Annotated in this window: 5 protein-coding genes and 1 pseudogene; all 6 read left to right on the top strand. The window is 75.2% G+C overall.

What is annotated here, in order from left to right; genetic code table 11:
• Nucleotides 1–144: 144 nt before the first annotated feature.
• The 6 genes and pseudogenes from FHX78_RS10455 to FHX78_RS37920 all read left to right on the top strand — a co-directional run bounded on the left by FHX78_RS10455 (nucleotide 145) and on the right by FHX78_RS37920 (nucleotide 19042).
• Entirely contained in the window at nucleotides 145–1170 is a 1026-nt protein-coding gene (locus FHX78_RS10455; RefSeq protein ID WP_145867170.1) for an ATP-dependent 6-phosphofructokinase, read from the top strand.
• Nucleotides 1171–2061: 891 nt separating this feature from the next.
• Nucleotides 2062–2700: pseudogene (locus tag FHX78_RS10450) on the top strand (ABC transporter ATP-binding protein); the annotation flags it as partial.
• Nucleotides 2701–2728: 28 nt separating this feature from the next.
• Complete coding sequence (locus FHX78_RS10445; RefSeq protein ID WP_145867169.1) at nucleotides 2729–3613, top strand: TauD/TfdA dioxygenase family protein; 885 nt, start codon at nucleotides 2729–2731, stop codon at nucleotides 3611–3613.
• A gap of 444 nt (nucleotides 3614–4057) precedes the next feature.
• On the top strand, nucleotides 4058–10363 hold the full coding sequence (locus FHX78_RS10440) for a non-ribosomal peptide synthetase (protein ID WP_145867168.1): 6306 nt from the start codon (nucleotides 4058–4060) through the stop codon (nucleotides 10361–10363).
• A 139-nt stretch (nucleotides 10364–10502) separates the two neighbouring features.
• Nucleotides 10503–17816: a non-ribosomal peptide synthetase gene (locus tag FHX78_RS10435; RefSeq protein WP_229923855.1), complete on the top strand. Its 7314-nt coding sequence runs from the start codon at nucleotides 10503–10505 to the stop codon at nucleotides 17814–17816.
• Nucleotides 17813–19042, top strand: coding sequence for a cytochrome P450 (locus tag FHX78_RS37920; protein ID WP_145867167.1), 1230 nt, complete (start codon nucleotides 17813–17815; stop codon nucleotides 19040–19042). The genes FHX78_RS10435 and FHX78_RS37920 overlap by 4 nt, the downstream gene beginning before the upstream one ends.
• Nucleotides 19043–19050: the final 8 nt, after the last annotated feature.

The raw sequence follows: 19050 nt of genomic DNA, 5'->3' as shown, positions 1-19050 counted from the left end.
CCACCTAGGTGAGCAGATCCCCCTTGACAATACCTCCGGAGCTGGCTAGGGCGCCCGCTCGTCCGGCGTCGGCGGTGCCCGGGGGGACGTGAAACAATCGGGACTGGCTCACCGGTATCGACAGCGACCAGGAGACACGGCACGATGCGTATAGGAGTGCTCACCGCAGGCGGCGACTGCCCCGGGCTGAACGCAGTGATCCGGTCGGTCGTGCACCGGGCGGTCGACAACTACGGCGACGAGGTCATCGGCTTCGAGGACGGCTACTCCGGCCTGCTGGACGGCCGCTACCGGCCGCTCGACCTCAACGCGGTCAGCGGCATCCTGGCCCGCGGCGGCACCATACTCGGCTCCTCCCGGCTGGAGCGCGACCGCCTCCGCGAGGCCTGCGAGAACGCCTCCGACATGATCCGCGACTTCGGCATCGACGCGCTGATCCCGATCGGCGGCGAGGGCACGCTGACCGCGGCGCGGATGCTCTCCGACGCGGGTCTGCCGGTGGTCGGCGTCCCGAAGACGATCGACAACGACATCTCCTCCACCGACCGCACCTTCGGCTTCGACACCGCCGTCGGTGTCGCCACGGAGGCGATGGACCGGCTGAAGACCACCGCCGAGTCCCACCAGCGGGTGATGGTCGTCGAGGTCATGGGCCGGCACGCGGGCTGGATCGCCCTGGAGTCCGGCATGGCCGCCGGCGCCCACGGCATCTGCCTGCCCGAGCGTCCCTTCGACCCGGCCCAGCTGGTCAAGATGGTCGAGGAGCGCTTCGCCCGCGGCAAGAAGTTCGCGGTCATCTGCGTCGCCGAGGGCGCGCACCCGGCCGACGGCACCATGGACTACGGCAAGGGCGAGATCGACAAGTTCGGCCACGAGCGCTTCCAGGGCATCGGTACGGCCCTGGCGTACGAGCTGGAGCGACGGCTCGGCAAGGAGTCCAAGCCGGTCATCCTCGGCCACGTCCAGCGCGGCGGTGTGCCGACCGCGTACGACCGCGTCCTCGCCACCCGCTTCGGCTGGCACGCGGTGGAGGCGGCGCACCGGGGCGAGTTCGGCAGGATGACTTCGCTGCGCGGCACGGACATCGTGATGGTGCCGCTGGCGGAGGCGGTCACCGAGCTGAAGACGGTCCCGAAGGACCGGATGGACGAGGCGGAGTCGGTCTTCTAGGGCCACACAGGGCCACCCTGGTTCCGGCACTTCGCGCACGCGAAGGTCAGGGGCCGGGTGGCCGCCGGACCGAGTCCGGCCGCGCCACCGGCCCCGTCGAGAAGCGGCGCACGCTGCGGGACCCCGTCCACGCCGGTGCCTGCGCCCACGGCTCCCACCCGGTCCGCGACACCTTCTCCCGGCCCCGCGGGTCCGCCGAACCGGACGCCACCCCGGACCCCGGAGGCGACCGGGCTCCGCCGTCCGGCCGGCCTCCTCGGAACGGACCGCGGCCGCGACGAGGCTGCCGTCCTGGACCTGCTCCCTGCTTCCCTCCGGCCATGGCCCGTCCCTGCGCCGCCTTCACCCACGGGCGCGGCTGGCCGTGCGTCAGCCGCGGGCGGCGGCGAACTGGTGGTCGTCGCGGCCGCCTTGCCCGCGGTGGCGCCGCTGGACACCCCGCGCTGGACACTCCGTTCCAATGAGTGGACTCCTCTTGGTGCGGAGCCGGGGCTGCTGTACAACTGGGCCATGCATTCCGAGCCCTTGGTGCGACGCCTGGTCATCGACCTGTGCCGACGCGCGGGCTCGTGCTGTTGTTGATCCAGCTCTTCTGACGCGCCCCGTCGTCCGGTGATGCCACCCGGCGGGGGCCGTTCGCGCGCCCTGGCCGCAGGGCGCTCCCTCCGCTGAGTCCAGCACCACTTCCCGCTCGGGACAGGCCACCCCTGTCGGTCGACGGCGGCCGCTCATGTCCCGGCGCCCCATGGAGGACGCCCATGTCCACAACGTCCCGTCCGCTCGCGCCCGGTACGCCGCCGGCAGCCGCCGTACCGCCCGAACGCCGCTTCCCGGCGGGGAGGGCAGGGGCGCACGTGCGCCAAGTCGCCCTGCCCTTGGGCTCGTTGCTGCTGTTCCAAGAGCACCCTGTTGAGGCTGATCGCCGGGTTCGAACGGCCCACCGACGGCTCGGTGCGGGTCTCCGGCGCCGAGCCGCGCCCCGGTGAGGCGGCCGGTGTGGTGTTCCAGACGCCGCGGCTGTTCCCGTGGCGGACCGTGCGCGGCAACATCGACCTGGCGCTGCGGTACGCGGGGGTGCCCCGCTCGCAGTGGCCCGAGCGCCGCGCGGAGGTGCTGGCCCGGGTCGGCCTCGAAGGCACCGGGGAGCGGCGCGTCTGGGAGATCTCCGGCGGCCAGCAGCAGCGCGTCGCCATCGCCCGGGCGCTCGCCGCCGAGAAACCGCTCCTCCTCCTCGACGAGCCGTTCGCGGCGCTGGACGCGCTGACCCGGGAGCGGCTCCAGGAAGACGTCCGCAGGGTGACCGACCTGACCGGACGGACCACGGTGTTCGTGACCCACTCGGCGGAGGAGGCGGTCTTCCTCGGCTCCCGCATCGTCGTGCTGACCAGGAGCCCGGGAACCGTGGCCCTGGACCTGCCGATCACCCTGCCCCGCGGCGACATCGACGCGGAGGAACTGCGGCGCTCCCGCGAGTTCGCGGAGCTGCGCACACAGGTCTCCCACACCGTCAAGGCCGCCGCGGCGGCCTGATCCCCCCATCACACGAAAGGACACACAGGTGAGCATCCTCAGCGAGCGGGCCGTCCCGGCGTCGCTTCCGGTCGTCGAACTCGGCCCCCACTTCGGCGCCGAGGTCCACGGCATCGACCTCGGCCGCCTCGACGACGACCAGGTCCTCGCCCTGCGCGAGGCACTCGTCAGGTACAAGGTGCTGTTCGTACGCGGCCAGCACGGCCTCGACGACACCGCGCAGATCGACTTCGGCAGGCGCCTGGGCGAGGTCACCGTCGGGCACCCCGTCCACGACTCCGGTGACGTGGCACCCGAGGTGTATTCCCTGGACAGCCAGGACAACGGGTTCGCCGACGTGTGGCACACGGACGTGACGTTCGTGCACCGGCCTCCGGCGATCTCCGTGCTGCGGGCCGTGGTGCTGCCGCCCAGCGGCGGCGACACCAACTGGGCCGACAGCCAGCTCGCCTACGAGTCGCTGTCGCCGGGCCTGCGGGCGTACGTCGACACGCTGACCGCCGTCCACGACGGCGCCCGCGAGTTCGGCTACTACCTGGCCCAGCGCCGGCAGGGCCGCGGCAACCTGTGGGAGGGCGAGGTGTTCACCCGGCTGGCGCCGGTGGAGCATCCGGTGGTGCGGGTGCACCCCGAGAGCGGCCGCAAGGGCCTGTTCGTGAACCCCGGCTTCACCTCGCACATCGTGGGCGTCTCGGAGTACGAGAGCCGGGGCATCCTCGACATCCTGTACGCCCACCTCACCAAGCCCGAGCACGTCGTGCGACACCGCTGGCAGCCGGGTGACGTCGCCCTGTGGGACAACCGCGGCACCGCCCACTACGCCAACCGCGACTACGGCGACCAGCACCGCGTCATGCACCGCATCACGCTGCGCGGGGACCTTCCCGTCGGCCCCGCCACCGTCGCCGGCTGACCCGCGCGGGACCCGGCGGCGGCCTCCCGCGCGCCGGGTCCCCTGGTCACCCGCGGTCCTGCTCCCGGGCCCGGCCCGGCCGGCGCGCGACGCCTCCTCGCCCGCCGGCGGCACCGTCCGGCAGGTCCGCCGTCGTGCCGGTGGGACCGTCCTCGCCGCTCCGACGCGTCGGTGGACCGTCCTCGCCGCCGCGTCGCCGGCTCGGGACGGCCGGGCCGCGCGGCCCGGCCGGTGACGCCGACCGCCGCGGGTGGGGTGACGGCGAGCGGAACGACGACGTGTCCCGGTGCCCCCGGTCCGCCCCCGGACACCGGATCCCGCGTCCGCCTCCGCGCCCGCGTCCACGACGGCGGCCGGCTCTGCGCGCGGTGCTGCGTCTTCTTCCCTATGGGGCTCCGGGCCACCAGCGGCAGTCTGCTGCAAAACACCGCTTGGAGGCTCACAGTGACAGCAGGACCGGCCCACGACAAGGCTCCGAACGACGTCGCCCTCGACACGGCATCCTTCGCGCAGCGCCGCCTGTGGTTCCTGGACCAGTTGGCCGGTTCTTCCACCGGATCCATGCTTCCGCTGGTCCTGCGGCTGCGGGGCCCGCTGGACGCGGACCGGCTGGAACGGTCGCTGTCCGGGATCGTGGCGCGGCACGAGGTGCTGCGCACCCGGTTCCGCGCCGTCGGCGGCGAGCCGGTCCCCGTAATCGACCCGCCCGCGGGCCTCGCACTGGAGCGGATCGAGGCGGACGGGCCCGACGACCTGTTCGCGCGCCGTCTCGGACGCCCCGTCGACCTGTCGGCGCAGCACCCGGTGCGGGCCGTGCTCGCCCGCGTCGCGCCCGATGAGCACCTGCTGCTCGTCGAGGTGCACCACATCGCCGTGGACGGCTGGTCGTGGGGCGTCCTGCTGGACGAACTCGCCGCCGGCTACCGGAGCGAGCCGGTGGCCCCGCCCGCCCTGCGCCACGCCGACCTCGCCCGCGCCCAGTCCGAACGGCTGCGCGGCGAACGGCTGGAGCGACTCCTCGGGCACTGGCGCGAACGGCTGCGCGGCCTCACCCCGCTCGACCTGCCCACCGACCGGCCGCGTCCGCGGGTCTGGGACGGCTCCGGCGACGTGATCCGCTTCGACCTGCCGGCCGGCCTGGTCACCGCGCTCGACGCCCTCGCCCGCTCCCGGCGCGTCACCCGGTACACGCTGCTGCTCACCGCCTACCAGGCGCTCCTCGGACACTGGGCGGGCCGTACCGACGTCGCCGTGTGCAGCACGCTCGCCGACCGGGCCCGGCCCGGCGCCAACACGCTCATCGGCCCCCTCGTCAACACCGTCGTGCTCCGCGCCGACCTGACCGGCAGGCCCGGCTTCGGCGCCCTGCTGGACCGGGCGCACGGTCGCGTGCCGGTGGACCTCGCCCACGCCGAGGCCCCCTTCGACCACGTCGTCGGTGCCCTCGGCGGCTCCCGGGACCTGTCCCGCCACCCGCTCGCCCAGGCCTCGTTCACCCTGCTCAACACGCCGATCCGGCCGGTGCGGATGCCCGGCCTCGAAGTGGCGCTGGTCGAGCCGCCGCTCGCCGAGACCCCGCTGGACGTCTTCCTGGACCTGACCCTGCGGACCGACGGCAGCGTCGCCGCCGTCCTCCAGTACGCCACCGCGCTCTTCGACGCCGCCACCATGCGGGCCTTCGCCGCCTCCTACACGGCCCTGCTCAAGGCCGTCCTGACCGACCCCGACACTCCCGTGCAGGACCTGCTGCGCGCCCTGCCCGACGGCCCCGCCGGCCGCGGCCGGCCCCGACCCGACTGGCACCGGGCCCCCGACCGTCCGGCGGAGCCGGCGCCGCCGGTCACCTTCCGTGGCGACCCCGACGCCACCGCGGTGCGCTGCGGCGAGGACAGCGTCAGCTACGCCGGACTCGACGCCATGACCGGCTCACTGGCCGCCGCGCTGCGCGCCGGCGGGGTCACCGCGGGCGACCCCGTGGGCGTGCTCCTGCGCCGCGGCCCGTGGTCGGTCGCCGCCATCGAGGGCGTCTGGCGGGCGGGAGGCGCCTACGTGCCCCTCGATCCGGAACTGCCCGCCGAGCGGCTGCGGTACATGGCCGAGGAGGCCCGGCTGGCCTGCGTGGTCACCGAACCCGCCACCGCCGAGGCCGCCGCACCGCTCGCCCCGGTCACGGTGGACGTCACCGCGCTCCCCCCGGCCGCGGACGCCCCGGCCCCGGACGCCCCCCGTCACCGTCCGCACCCCCGCGAACTGGCCCACGTCATCTTCACCTCCGGCTCCACCGGCAGACCCAAGGCGGTCGGTGTCGAGCACGGCGCCCTCGCCTCGCACGTCGCCGCCGCCCGGCGGCGCTACGGGATCACCGCCGCGGACCGGGTGCTGGCCTTCGCCTCCTTCGCCTTCGACGCCTCGCTCGACCAGGTGCTGCCCGCCCTCACCTCGGGCGCCACCGTCGTCATGCGGCCCGACGAGCCCTGGCTGCCCACGCAGGTGCCGGAGATCGTCCGGCGGTACGGCCTGACCGTCGTCAACGTGCCGCCCACCTACTGGTCGGAGCTGACGCTCTCCCTCGACCGGCGGCTGGCCGCCGCCCTGGGCTCCCTGCGGTTGCTCGTCCTCGGCGGGGAGGCGGTCCCGGCCGACACCCTCGCCGCCTGGCGCGCCGCCGTCCCCGGAGTGCGGGTCTGCAACGCGTACGGGCCCACCGAGACCACGGTCACCGCCACCACCCACGACGCCGACGGCCCGCCGGGGGACACCGTGCCCATCGGCCGGCCCCTGGGCGACCGCCGCGTGTACGTCGTCGACGCCGAGGGCGAGCCGGTCCCGGTCGGCGTCGCAGGCGAACTGCTCATCGGCGGCACGGAGCTGGCCCGCGGCTACCTCGGACGCCCGGCGCTGACCGCCGAGCGCTTCGTGCCCGACCCGTACGGGCCGCCCGGCGGCCGCCTCTACCGCACCGGCGACCTCGTGCGCTGGACACCCGCGGGCGAGCTGGAGTTCCTCGGCCGCCGCGACGACCAGGTCAAGATCCGCGGCTTCCGGATCGAACTGGGCGAAGTGGAGACGGTGCTGCGGGCCTGCCCGCTGGTCGCCGCAGCCGCCGCCCGTCCCGACCGGGCGACCGGACGCGGCCTCACCGCCTACGTCGTACCCGCCCCGGACGCGACCGCCGAGCCCGGCCGGGCCGACCTGCGCGCCTGGTGCGCCCGCTACCTGCCGCACTACGCCGTACCGTCGGAGTTCGTCGTCCTGGACGCCCTCCCGGTCGGGGTGTCCGGCAAGCTCGACCGCTCCGCCCTGCCCGACCCCGCGCACACCCGCGCCACCGACGACCCCGCGTACACCGCGCCCCGCGACGAGACCGAGCGGATCGTCGCCGAGGTGTGGGCCGACGTCCTGGGCCTGGACCGGATCGGCATCGACGACGGCTTCTTCGACCTCGGGGGCCACTCCCTGCTCGCCACCATGGCGGTCTCCCGGATCGCCCAGCGCCTCGGCCGCGAGATCGAACTGCGCACCGTCTTCGAGCACCCCACCGTCCGCGGTTTCGCCCCGAGGGTGGCGGCCGCCCGCGCCGGCGGCGCCGAGATCGTCCCCGTCGACCGCACCCGGCCGCTGCCCCTGTCCTTCGCGCAGGAACGCCTGTGGTTCCTGGACCGCACCTCCGACCACGGCGAGTCGTACCTGCTCCGGTACTGCTGGCGGGTGCGCGGCGGCCTGGACCGTGCCGCGTGGCAGGCGGCCCTGGACGACCTGACCGAGCGGCACGAGGTCCTGCGCACGGCCCTCGTAGAGATCGACGGCCGCCCCGTGCAGCAGGTGTGCGACCCGGTCGCGGTGCCCCTGCTCTGGGAGCGGGCACCGCAGGCCCCCGACGAGCGGGGCCGCCTGGAGGCCGTACGGGGCCTGGCCGCGGCGCACGCCACCCGCCGCTTCGACCTCGACCGGCCGCCGCTGCTGCGGGCCGGCGTGTGGGAGCTGGCCGACGACGACCACGTCGTCCTGCTCGCCTTCCACCACGCCGTCACCGACGGCTGGTCCAAGGGCGTGCTGCTGGACGAACTCGGCCGGCACTACGCCGCCCGGCTGGCGGGCGGACCCGCCCCGTCGGCACCGCTGCCCGTGCAGTACGGCGACTACGCCGTGTGGCAGCGCGAGCGAGCCGACAACGGCGCCCTGGAACCGCAACTCGCCTACTGGGAACGGGTCCTTGCGGACGCCCCCGTGCTGGACCTGCCCACGGACCGGCCCAGACCCCCCGCCTTCACCGGCCGGGGCGGCGCGGTCGAGACCGTCCTGCCCCGCGCGCTCGTCGACCGGGTCGACGCCCTCGCCCGCGAGCGCGGCGCGACCCGCTTCATGGTGCTGCTCGCCGCCGCGCAGGCGGTGCTGGTCCGCTGGACCGGCCGGAGCGACATCTGCGTGGGCACGCCCGTCGCCGGCCGCGGGCGGCTCGAACTGGAGCCGCTGATCGGCTTCTTCGTCAACACCGTCGTCCTGCGCACCGACCTGTCCGGGCGGCCCTCCTTCGGCGCCCTCGTGGACCGGGTGCGCGACGTCGTCCTCGGCGCCTTCGACCACCAGGAGGTGCCGTTCGAGCAGGTCGTGGAGCGGCTGCGCCCGGAACGCGACCTGTCCCGCAACCCGCTGTTCCAGGCCATGGTCGACGTCCAGGAGTCCTCCGCGGCCGGCACCGGCCTGCCCGGCCTCGACGCGGCCGACTTCGCGCTGCCCTGGGGGTCGGCCAAGTTCGACCTGACCGCCACCTTCGTGATCACACCGGACCGTTTCGCGCTCAACGTCGAGTACGCCGCCGACCTGTTCGACCCGGACACCGCGACCCGGTTCGCCCAGCACGTCGGCCGCGTCCTCCAGGCCCTGCTGGCCGACCCCGCCGCGCGCGCCGACGAGGCCGCCCTGCTCTCGGCCCAGGAGCGGCGGCACCTCGTCGCGGACGCCGGACGGGACGCGCCGGCCGCGCCGCCGTTCGAGGTGGCGGGACCGCCGCACGCGCCGGCCGTCGTCTGCGGGGACACGGTCCTCGACCGCGCCCGCCTGGACGCCCTCACCGGCGGGCTGGCCGCGGCCCTGGTCCGCGCGGGCACGGTCCCGGGCGACGCCGTGGGCGTGTGCGTCGGCCGCGGCGTGTGGTCCGTGGCGGCGATGCTCGCCGTATGGCGGGCGGGCGGCGTCTACGTCCCGCTCGACCCCGCGCTGCCCGAGGAGCGGATGCGGTACATGTGCGAGGAGGCCGCGGTGCGGCACCTGGTGTGCGACGCGCGCACCCGGGACCGCGCCGCCACCCTCGGCAGGGCAACCGTCGACGTCGGCGACGTCCTCCCCGACCCCGCCGGGCCCCGCCGCACCCCCCGCCGCGACGACCTCGCCTACGTCATCTTCACCTCCGGCTCCACCGGCCACCCCAAGGCCGTCGGCGTCGAGCACCACGCCCTGGACGCCCATGTCGCCACCGCCCGCGAGACGTTCGGGCTGACCTCGCGGGACCGGGTGCTCACCTTCGCCTCCACCTCCTTCGACGCCTCGCTCGAACAGATCCTGCCCGCGCTGAGCGCCGGGGCGACGGTGCTGGTGCGCCCCGACGAGATCTGGACGCCGGAGGAACTGGCCGCGTACGTCGCCGCCGAGCGGGTGACGGTCATGGAGCTGACCCCCTCGTACTGGACGGAACTGGTGGCCCGCCTGGACACGCTGGCCCCCCGACTGGCCTCCCTGCGGCTGCTCGTGACCGGGGGAGAGGCGCTGCCCGCCGACCCTCTGGCGCACTGGTTCGCCCACCTGCCCGACGTGCCCGTGGTCAACACCTACGGCCCCACCGAGACGGTGATCTCCGCCACCGCGCACACCGTCGCCTCGGCCCCGGCCGCCCGGGTGCCCATCGGCCGGCCCCTGGGCAGCCGCCGCGCCTACGTGATCGACCCGCTCGACGAGCCCGTACCGGCCGGCGTGCCCGGCGAACTCGTCCTCGGAGGGCCGGAGATGGCCCGCGGGTACCTCGGCCGGCCCGCCCTCACCGCCGAGCGGTTCGTCCCCGACCCGTTCGGCACGCCCGGCGGGCGCCTCTACCGCACCGGCGACGTCGTACGCCGGCTGCCCGACGGGGAACTGGAGTTCCTCGGCCGCAACGACGACCAGGTCAAGATCCGCGGCTTCCGCGTCGAACCGGGCGAGGCGGAGGCGGTGCTGCGCGCCCACCCCGGGGTGCGCGGCGCGGCCGTCGTGGTGCGCACCCTCAACGGCGGGGCGGCCCTCGTCGGCTACGCCGCGGGCGACGGACTGTCCGAGGAGTCCCTGCGCTCCCACTGCCGGGCCCGTCTGCCCCACTACCTCGTACCGTCCGCGTTCGTCCTCCTGGACGCCCTGCCCCTGACCGTGCAGGGCAAGCTGGACACCGCCGCCCTGCCCGAGCCCGAGCCGTCCGCGCCGCTCGGCGGTGTCGCACCGCGCACCCCGGCCGAGACGGTCGTGGCGCAGATCTGGTGCGAGGTGCTCGACCTCCCGAAGGTCGGCGTCCACGACGACTTCTTCGCCCTGGGCGGCCACTCCCTGCGCGCGGTCGCGGTCGCCGCCCGTCTGCGGACCGCCTTCGACTGCCCGCTCCAGGTACGCGACCTGTTCGAGCACCCCACCGTGGAGCTGCTCGCCGCCGAGGTGGAGCGGCGCCTCCTGGAACTCATCTCGCAGATGAGCGACGAGGAGATCGACCTGTCCCTCACGGCCGACTTCTGACGCCCTGCCCCGGACGGCCGGCGTCCCGCGGCTTCCGGGCGGTCCCCGACCCCCGAACCCTCGTCGGCCTCTGCCCGGCGGCCGACGACCGGCCCCCACCGACTTCCTGCCCCTGAAGAACCGAGATCGGAGCGCCCACATGACCACATCCGACGTGCGTCCCGGCCCCGTCACCACCGGTGGCACCCTCTCCCCGGCTGCCCGGCGCCTGATGGAACAGCGGCTGCGCGGCCGGGCCGCCGCCCGGGACACCGGCCCGGCCCGGGTCCTGCCGCGCCCGGAGCGGATCCCGCTGTCCGCCGCCCAGCAGCGCCTGTACTTCCTGGACCGGCTCGACCCCGGCGCGCCGACCTACCTGCTCCCCGCCGCCTGGCGGCTGACCGGCCCGCTGGACGTGCCGGCCCTCACCGCCGCCGTCGCCGACCTGGCCGCCCGGCACGAGCAGCTGCGCGTGGTCTTCCCCGAGCACGAGGGCGTCCCCCACCAACGGGTCCTGCCCGTGGGCGGCACGCTCCTCGACGTGACCGAGGTGACCGGCGAGGACACCGGGGACCGCGAGCGCCGGCTCGCCGCCGCCGTGCACGCGGCCGCCCTGCGCCCCTTCGACCTCGCCCGCGAACCCGCCTTCCGCGCCACCCTCGTACGCGCCGCCGACGAGGACCACGTCCTCGTCCTGGGCATGCACCACATCGTCTCCGACGGCTGGTCCCTCGACCTCCTCGTCCGCGACCTGGCCGAGCTGTACCGGGCCAGAACGCGGGGACGCGCCGCCGAGCTGCCCGAACTCCCGCTGGACTACACCGACTACGCGATCTGGCAGCGCGAGAGCGACCAGTCCGCCGCGCTGGAGCACTGGCGCACCCGCCTGGCCGGGCTCACCCCGCTGGAGCTGCCGACCGACCACCCCCGCCCGGAGACCCCCTCCGGACGGGGGGCCGTGCACCGCGTCATCCTTCCGCCCGCCCTCGACGGCGCCCTCGCCGCCCTGGGCCGCCGCGCCGGCACCACCCCCTACATGACCGTGCTGGCCGCCTTCCAGGCCGCGCTCTCCTTCCACACCGGGCAGCACGACGTCGCCGTCGGCACCGTCGTGGCCAACCGGGAACGCGTCGAGACCGAGCAACTCGTCGGCTTCTTCGTCAACACCCTCGTGCTGCGCGGCGACCTCTCCGACGCCCCGACCCCGGCCACGCTGCTCGCCCGCACCCGGGACCGGGTCCTGGAGGCCTTCCAGCACCAGTCCCTGCCGTTCGAGCGGGTCGTCGACGCGCTCAGCCCCGACCGCGACCTGGCCCGCAACCCGCTCGTGCAGGTCCTCTACACGCAGTCCGGCGCCGCCTCGCCCGGCATCGCCCTCGGCGGGGCGACCGGGACGCCGTACCCGATCGGCCTGACCACCGCCAAGTTCGACCTCACCCTGGACCTGCGCGACGGGGAGGACCGCACCGAACTCGCCTTCGTCTACCGGCCCGACCTCTTCGAGGAGGCCACGGTCGCCGCCCTCGCCCGGCACGTCGTCACCCTGCTCGAAGCCTTCTGCGCCACCCCCGACACCCCGCTCAGCGCCATCGACCCGCTCACCCCCGCCGAACGCGGCCACCTCCTCGGCGCGGACGGCCCCGCGGGCACCGGCGCCGCCGTCACCCCCGACCCGCCGACCGCGCCCGACCGGTTCGCCGAGCACGCGGCCCGCACCCCGCACGCCGTCGCCGTCAGCGGATCCGGCCGCAGCCTGACCTACGCACGGCTCGACGCCCGCGCCTCCGCGCTGACGCGGCGGCTGCGCGCCGCCGGGGTGACCCGCGGCTCGCTCGTCGGCGTCTGCCTCGACCGCACCCCCGACCTGGCGGCCGCCCTGCTCGGCATCTGGCGGGCCGGGGCCGCCTACCTCCCGCTCGACCCCTCCCACCCGCCGGCCCGGCGCGAGTTCACCGTCACCGACGCCGGCATCGAGTGGATCGTCACCGACACCGCCACGCGCACCGCCGTCGCGTCCCTGCCCGCCCGGCTCATACCGATCGACTCCGACGAGGAGCACCCGTCCGACACGGGTGACGACATCCGGCCCGCCCCCGGCGACCTCGCCTACGTCATCTACACCTCCGGCTCCACCGGCCGGCCCAAGGGCGTGGAGATCACCCACGGCAACCTGGCCTGGCTCCTCGACGCCGCCGACCGGCACTTCGACTTCGGACCCGCCGACGTGTGGACGATGACGCACTCGCCCGCCTTCGACTTCTCCGTGTGGGAACTGTGGGCGCCGCTCACCCGGGGCGCGCGGGTCGTCGTGCTCGGCGCGGACGAGGTGCGCGACCCGGCGGCCGTGCACCGCGTGCTGCGCGAGGAACGCGTCACCGTGCTCAACCAGACCCCCGCCGCCTTCAAGGGCCTGCGCGCCCACCTCGCGGACGCCGGAGCCGGCTTCGACGACCTGGCCCTGCGCACGGTGATCTTCGGCGGCGACGCCTTCGACGTGCGCGACTACCAAGACTGGTTCACCACCCCCGGGCGGCGCCCCGCCCTGGTGAACATGTACGGCATCACCGAGACATGCGTGCACGTCACGATCCACACGGTGACCGAGGACGACGTCCGCGGCACGGTCCGCTCGCCGATCGGACGGCCGCTGGCCGGACAGCACGGATACGTCCTCGACCCCTGGGGCCGGCTCGTCCCGCCCGGCACCGTCGGCGAGCTGTACGTCTCCGGCGGCGGCGTCGCCCGCGGCTACCGCAACCGGCCCGGACTGACCGCCGAACGCTTCCTGGAGAACCCCTTCGGCGCCCCCGGCGCCCGCATGTACCGCACCGGCGACCTGGTGCGCGTGCTGCCCGACGGCCGACTGGCCTACGTGGGCCGCGCCGACCACCAGGTGAAGATCCGCGGGTACCGGATCGAGCCGGGCGAGATCGAGACCGCGCTGCGCGCCCTGCCCGGTGTCCGGGACGTCGCCGTGGTGGCCCGCGCCGACGGCGGCACGGCCCGGCTCGTCGCGCACGTCATCACGCCCGAGGCCCGCCCGCTCGACCCGCCCGCCCTGCGCGAGGGACTGCGGCTGAGCCTGCCCGACTACATGGTCCCGGCCCTGTTCGTCCGCCACGAGCGGCTGCCGCTGACCGCCAACGGCAAGGTGGACCGCGCCGCGCTCACCGCCGTGCGCGCCGGAGCCACCGGACAGCGCACCCACGTGCCGCCCGAGGGACCCGTCGAGCGGACCCTGGCCGAGGTGTGGAGCCAGGTCCTCGGCACCGAACACGCCGGCCGCACCGACAACTTCTTCGACCTCGGCGGCGACTCCATCCTCGCCCTGCGCCTGGTCGGCCTGGGCCGCCTCGCCGGACTCGCCTTCACCGTCGCCGACGTCTTCCGCGCCCGCACCCTGGCCGACCTGGCCGCACTCGTCACCGACGCGGTCGACGCCCCGGAACCCGTCGCCCCGTTCTCCCAGCTGGACCCCGCCGACGCCGCCCGGCTGCCGGACCACCTCGCCGACGCCTACCCGCTCACCATGCTCCAGGCGGGCATGCTGCACGAGATGCTCGCCGACCCCCGGCGCGGCGCCTACCACAACGTCACCGACCTGAAGATCACCGTCCCCGAGGGCTTCGACCTCGACGCCTTCCAGGCCGCCGTGGACGCGGTGGTCGCCGGCCATCCCATCCTGCGCACCTCCGTCGACCTCGTCTCCTACCGCGAGCCCCTCCAGCTCGTCCACCGCACCGCCCACCTTCCCGTCGGCTACACCGACCTGCGCGGACTGCCGCGTGAGGAGCAGCGGGCGCGGCTGCGCCGCTTCGTCGACGAGGAGTTCGACCGCCGCTTCGACCTGGCCGCCGCCCCCCTGGTCCGCATCCACCTGCACCACATCACCGACCACGACCTGCGGCTCGTCCTCACCGACTGCCACGTCGTCCTGGACGGCTGGAGCCTGACCTCCCTCGTCGCCGACCTGCTCGCCCTGCACCGGGAGGCCGTCGCCCACGGCACCGCCCCGCAGCCGCCGAACGCGCCGCCGTTCGCCGAGTACGTCGCCCTGGAACGCGCCGCGCTGGAGAGCGAGGAGTCACTGGCGTACTGGCGCGACCGGCTCGCCGAGCTGCGGCCGGTGACCTTCCGCCGCCGCACCGACGGCGCCGCCGAGGACCACCCGCCGGTCCACGAGGTCCGCCGCTCCTACGCCCACCTCGCCGAACGCATCGGCCGGCTCGCCAGGGAAGCGGGCGTGCCGCGCCGCACCGTGCTCATCGCCGCCTTCCACCACACCATGAGCCTGTTCGCCGGCCGCGACGACGACGTCCTCGGCCACAGCATCGGCCTGGTCACCAACGGCCGTCCCGAACTGCCCGACGCCGACCGGATGCGCGGACTCTTCCTCAACACCGTGCCGTTCGGAGTGGCCCGCCCGCGCGGCACCTGGCTCGCCTACCTGCGGGACGTCTTCCGGGCCGAGCAGGCCATGCTGCCGCACCGCAGGGTTCCCCTGGTCCGCATCGCCGAACTCCGGCCCACCGAACCGCGGCTGACCGACGCCGTCTTCAACTACGTCAACTTCCACCGCCTCTCCCACGACTCCTGGGACGACTCCCTGGAGATCGCCCGCACCATGTTCCCGCTGCTGGTCAACGCCAGTGTCAACGCCTTCACCCTCGACGCCGACCCGCAGTACGTCGCCCCCGCCACCGCCGAGCAGCTCGCCGACGTGTACTGCGCCCAGCTGGAGGCCATGACCGCCGGCCCCGACGGCCGTGTCACCCGGCCCGCCCTCACCGGCGCCGCCCGCGCCACCGCCCTCGACGACTGGGCCCGCGGTCCCGTCGTCCCGTCCTCCCCGCTGCTCCTGCACGAGCACATCGCCGGCCACGCCGCCCGCACCCCGGACGCGACCGCCGTCGAACACCTCGGGCAGCGGATCACGTACGCCGAACTGGACGAGCAGGCCGAGCAGCTGGCGCGCCGGCTGCGGCGGCTCGGGGTGGGCCCCGAGACGGTGGTCGGCATCTGCGCCGAACGCGGCCCCGACCTGGTGCGCGCCGCCGTCGGCGTGCTGCGCTCCGGCGGCGCGTTCCTGCCGCTGGACCCGCAACACCCCACCGAGCGGCTCGCGTTCATGGCGCGGGACAGCGGCATGCGCGTGCTGCTGACCCAGCGGCCCCTGGCCGGCACGGTCCCGTTCGACGGGCCGGTCGTCCACCTCGACGCCCCCGCGCAGCACCAGGAGCCCGTGCCGGGCGGCCCGCGGGCCGACGCCGACACCCTCGCCTACATCATCTACACCTCGGGCTCCACCGGCGTCCCCAAGGGCGTCGCCATCCCGCACCGCGGTCTGTCCAACATGCTGGAGGGCCAGCGCGACCTGGTGGACCCCACCCCCGAGGACCGGGTCCTGCAGTTCGCCTCCTTCGGCTTCGACGCCTCGATCCTCGAACTCACCTGGTCCCTCTCCAACGGCGGCTGCCTGGTCACCGCCCCCAGGGACGGCCTGCGCCCCGGTCCCGACCTCGCGCGCACCCTGCGCGAGAACCGCGTCACCGCCGCCATGCTGCCGCCCAGCGCCCTCGCCGTCCTCGGCGAGGACGCCTTCCCCGACCTCAGGGTGCTCCAGGTCGCCGGCGAGGCATGCCCGGCCGAACTCGCCGACGTCTGGTCGCGCGGCCGGCGCTTCCACAACATCTACGGCCTCACCGAGACCTCCGTGTGGTCCCTGGCCGCCGAACTGAGCCCCGGGCAGGGCCGTCCGCCCATCGGCACCCCGATGCGCAACACCCGGGTCCACGTCCTCGACGACGACCTCCAGCCGGTCCCGGCCGGCGTCCCCGGCGAGATTTACCTCGGCGGCGACGCCGTCGGCCGCGGCTACCTGGGCAGGCCCGCCCTGACCGCCGCCACCTACGTCCCCGACCCGTACGGGGCCCCCGGCGACCGCCTGTGCCGCACCGGCGACCTCGGCACACACCGGCCGGACGGCTCCGTGGAGTGGCTGGGGCGCCGTGACTCCCAGGTCAAACTGCGCGGATTCCGCATCGAACTCGGGGAGATCGAACACGCCCTGCGGCAACTCCCGGAGGTCCGGCAGGCGGTGGTCCTGCACCGCACCGACCTGCCCGGCGAACCGGCCCTCGTCGCCTACCTCGTCGTCACCGGAGCGCACCGGCCCGACCCCGGGGAACTGCGCGGCGCCCTGCGGGCCTCCCTGCCCGGGTACATGGTGCCCGCACGGTTCGTCGTCCTCGACGAGATGCCGGTCAACCGCAGCGGCAAGATCGACCGGCGGGCGCTGCCCCTGCCGCCGGCCGAACTCGACCGCACGGACACCGCGTACGTCGCCCCGTCCGGTACCGCCGAGAAGATCCTCGCCGAGATCTGGCGCGAGGTCCTCGGCCTGTCCCGGATCGGCGTCCACGACGACTTCTTCCGCATCGGCGGCAGCTCCCTGTCCACCGTGCGCGTCTCCCTCATGGCCGCCGCGCGCGGCCTGCCGGTCTCCGTCGGCGACCTGATCGAGCACCCCACCCTCGCCCGGCTCGCCCGGCACGCCGTCCGGGCGGCGGGCGAGGGCCTGCCCGCCGCCGTCACCTCCGAGGTGCGGCTGCGCGAGGGCACCGGGGAGCCCCTGTGGTGCGTGCACCCCACCGGCGGCAGCGCCGCCTGGTTCGTCCCGCTCGCCCGTGCCCTGCCGCCCGGCCGCCCCGTGCACGCCTTCCAGGCGCGCGGCCTGCTCGGCGGCACCGACCCGAGCACCGTGACCGGCATCGCCGCCAACTACGTCGCCGAGATCACCGAACGCGGCGGCACCGGCCCGCACGCCCTGCTGGGCTGGTCCATGGGCGCCAACATCGCCCTGGAGATGGCCACCCAGCTCCACCGGGCCGGACACACCGTCGCCCCGCTGGTCCTCATCGAGCCCTACCTGCCCAACCCCGCTGCCCGCGCCCGGCTCCTGGGCGTCACCCGGGACCTGCGCGAGGCCCTGCGCCTGCGCGACCGGCTGCGCGACCTGCCGCCCTCGCCCGGCCGCGACCGGGCGACCGCCGAACTCACCGCCACCCTGCTCGGAGCCGGCATGAGCCCGTCCGAGGCCGCCCTCGTCGAGGGCGCGCCGATCGAGGTGTGGCACTCGCTGCTCGCCGCCCTCGCCGCGTACGAGGTCCGCCCGTACCCCGGTCATGTGCACCTGGTGGTGGGCAGCGAGGCCGCGGGGCTGCCGCGCGGCCGCACCATGCCCGGCCTGGACGTCGACTACGACACCTACGTCGCCCGCTGGCGGGAGGTGGCCGGCGGCGGGCTCACGCTGCACATCAGCGACGGCGACCACATGTCGATGATGGCCGAGCCCCGGGTGCGCGGCATCGCCGGCCTGCTCACCGGCATCGAGAACCCCGGCACCACGGAGGCCGCCGGGGCCGCCGGAACCGGCGCCGCCACCGGGCGCACCCGGACGGGAGAGACCCGATGACCACCCACGCCCCCGCCCCCACCGAGCGCTACCTGCTCTCCCCGGACATGATCGCCGACCCCTACGGCCATCTCGACGCCCTGCGCGACCACGCGCCCGTCCACTGGAGCCCCCTGCACCACGCCTGGCTCGTCACGGGCTACGACCAGGTGATGCGCTGCCTGCGCGACCCCGCGGTCTCCGCCGACCGGGTGCGGCCCCTGATGGACGCCGTCCCGCAGGGCGCCCGCGAGGACGCCGAACGGGCCTTCGGGATCCTCTCGCGCTGGATGGTCTTCAACGACCCGCCCCAGCACCGCAGGCTCCGCCAGGTCTTCCAGGAGGCGTTCTCCGCCCGGGCCGTGGCCCGCTACCGCGCCTTCACCGAGAAGGCGACCCGGGCCGTCCTCGCCCGCAAGGCGACGCCCGGCCGCACCGGCGACCTCCTGGCCGACGTCGCCAAACCGCTGCCCGCCCTGGTGTTCGCCCGCTGGCTCGGCATCCCGCCCACCGACGGGCCCTCCTTCTGGTACTGGAACACCCGCGTCGCCGACCTCGTCCTCGGCACCGCCCAGGAGGAGAGCGAGTACCGGGCGTCCCTCCAGGCACTGGTGAGCCTCGACGACTACCTGGGCGCCCTCGTCGCCCGGCGCCGCGCCGAACCGGGCGACGACCTGATCAGCCAGGTGCTCCGGGAGGGCCGGGTCGGCGACTCGGTCACCGAGGAGGAGTTCGTCGGGATGCTCACCCAGATGGCGTTCGCCGGCGGGGAGACCACCAGCAACCTCATCGCCAACACCGTCCTGGCCCTGCACACCCGCCCCGACCAGCTGGCCGCCGTGCGGGCCGAACCCGAACTGGCCCAGGGGGCGGTGGAGGAGACCCTGCGCCTGGACGGCCCGTCCAAGATGTCCATCCGCACCGCCGCCCGCGACCTCGACCTCGACGGCCGCACCCTGCGGGCCGGGGACCGCGTCTTCCTCGTCACCGCCGCCGCCAACCGCGACCCGGCCCGCTTCCCCGACCCCGGCCGGTTCGACGTCCGCCGCTCCGGCGCCACCCACCTCGGATTCGGCTTCGGCGCCCACTTCTGCATCGGCGCCGCCCTGGCCCGCCTGGTGGCCGTGGCCGCCGTCCGCACGCTGGTGTGCGACCACCCCGGCCTGACCCTCGCCGACCCCGGACGCCCGGCCTGGCAGCCCTCCCTGCTCAACCGCGGCCTCACCGCCCTGCCCGTCCACTACTGACCGGACCC

The organism is Streptomyces capillispiralis, from assembly GCF_007829875.1.
Classification (GTDB): Bacteria; Actinomycetota; Actinomycetes; order Streptomycetales; family Streptomycetaceae; genus Streptomyces; species Streptomyces capillispiralis.
Note: the sequence above shows the minus strand (reverse complement) of the source record. Positions and strands in the feature narration are given on the sequence as shown.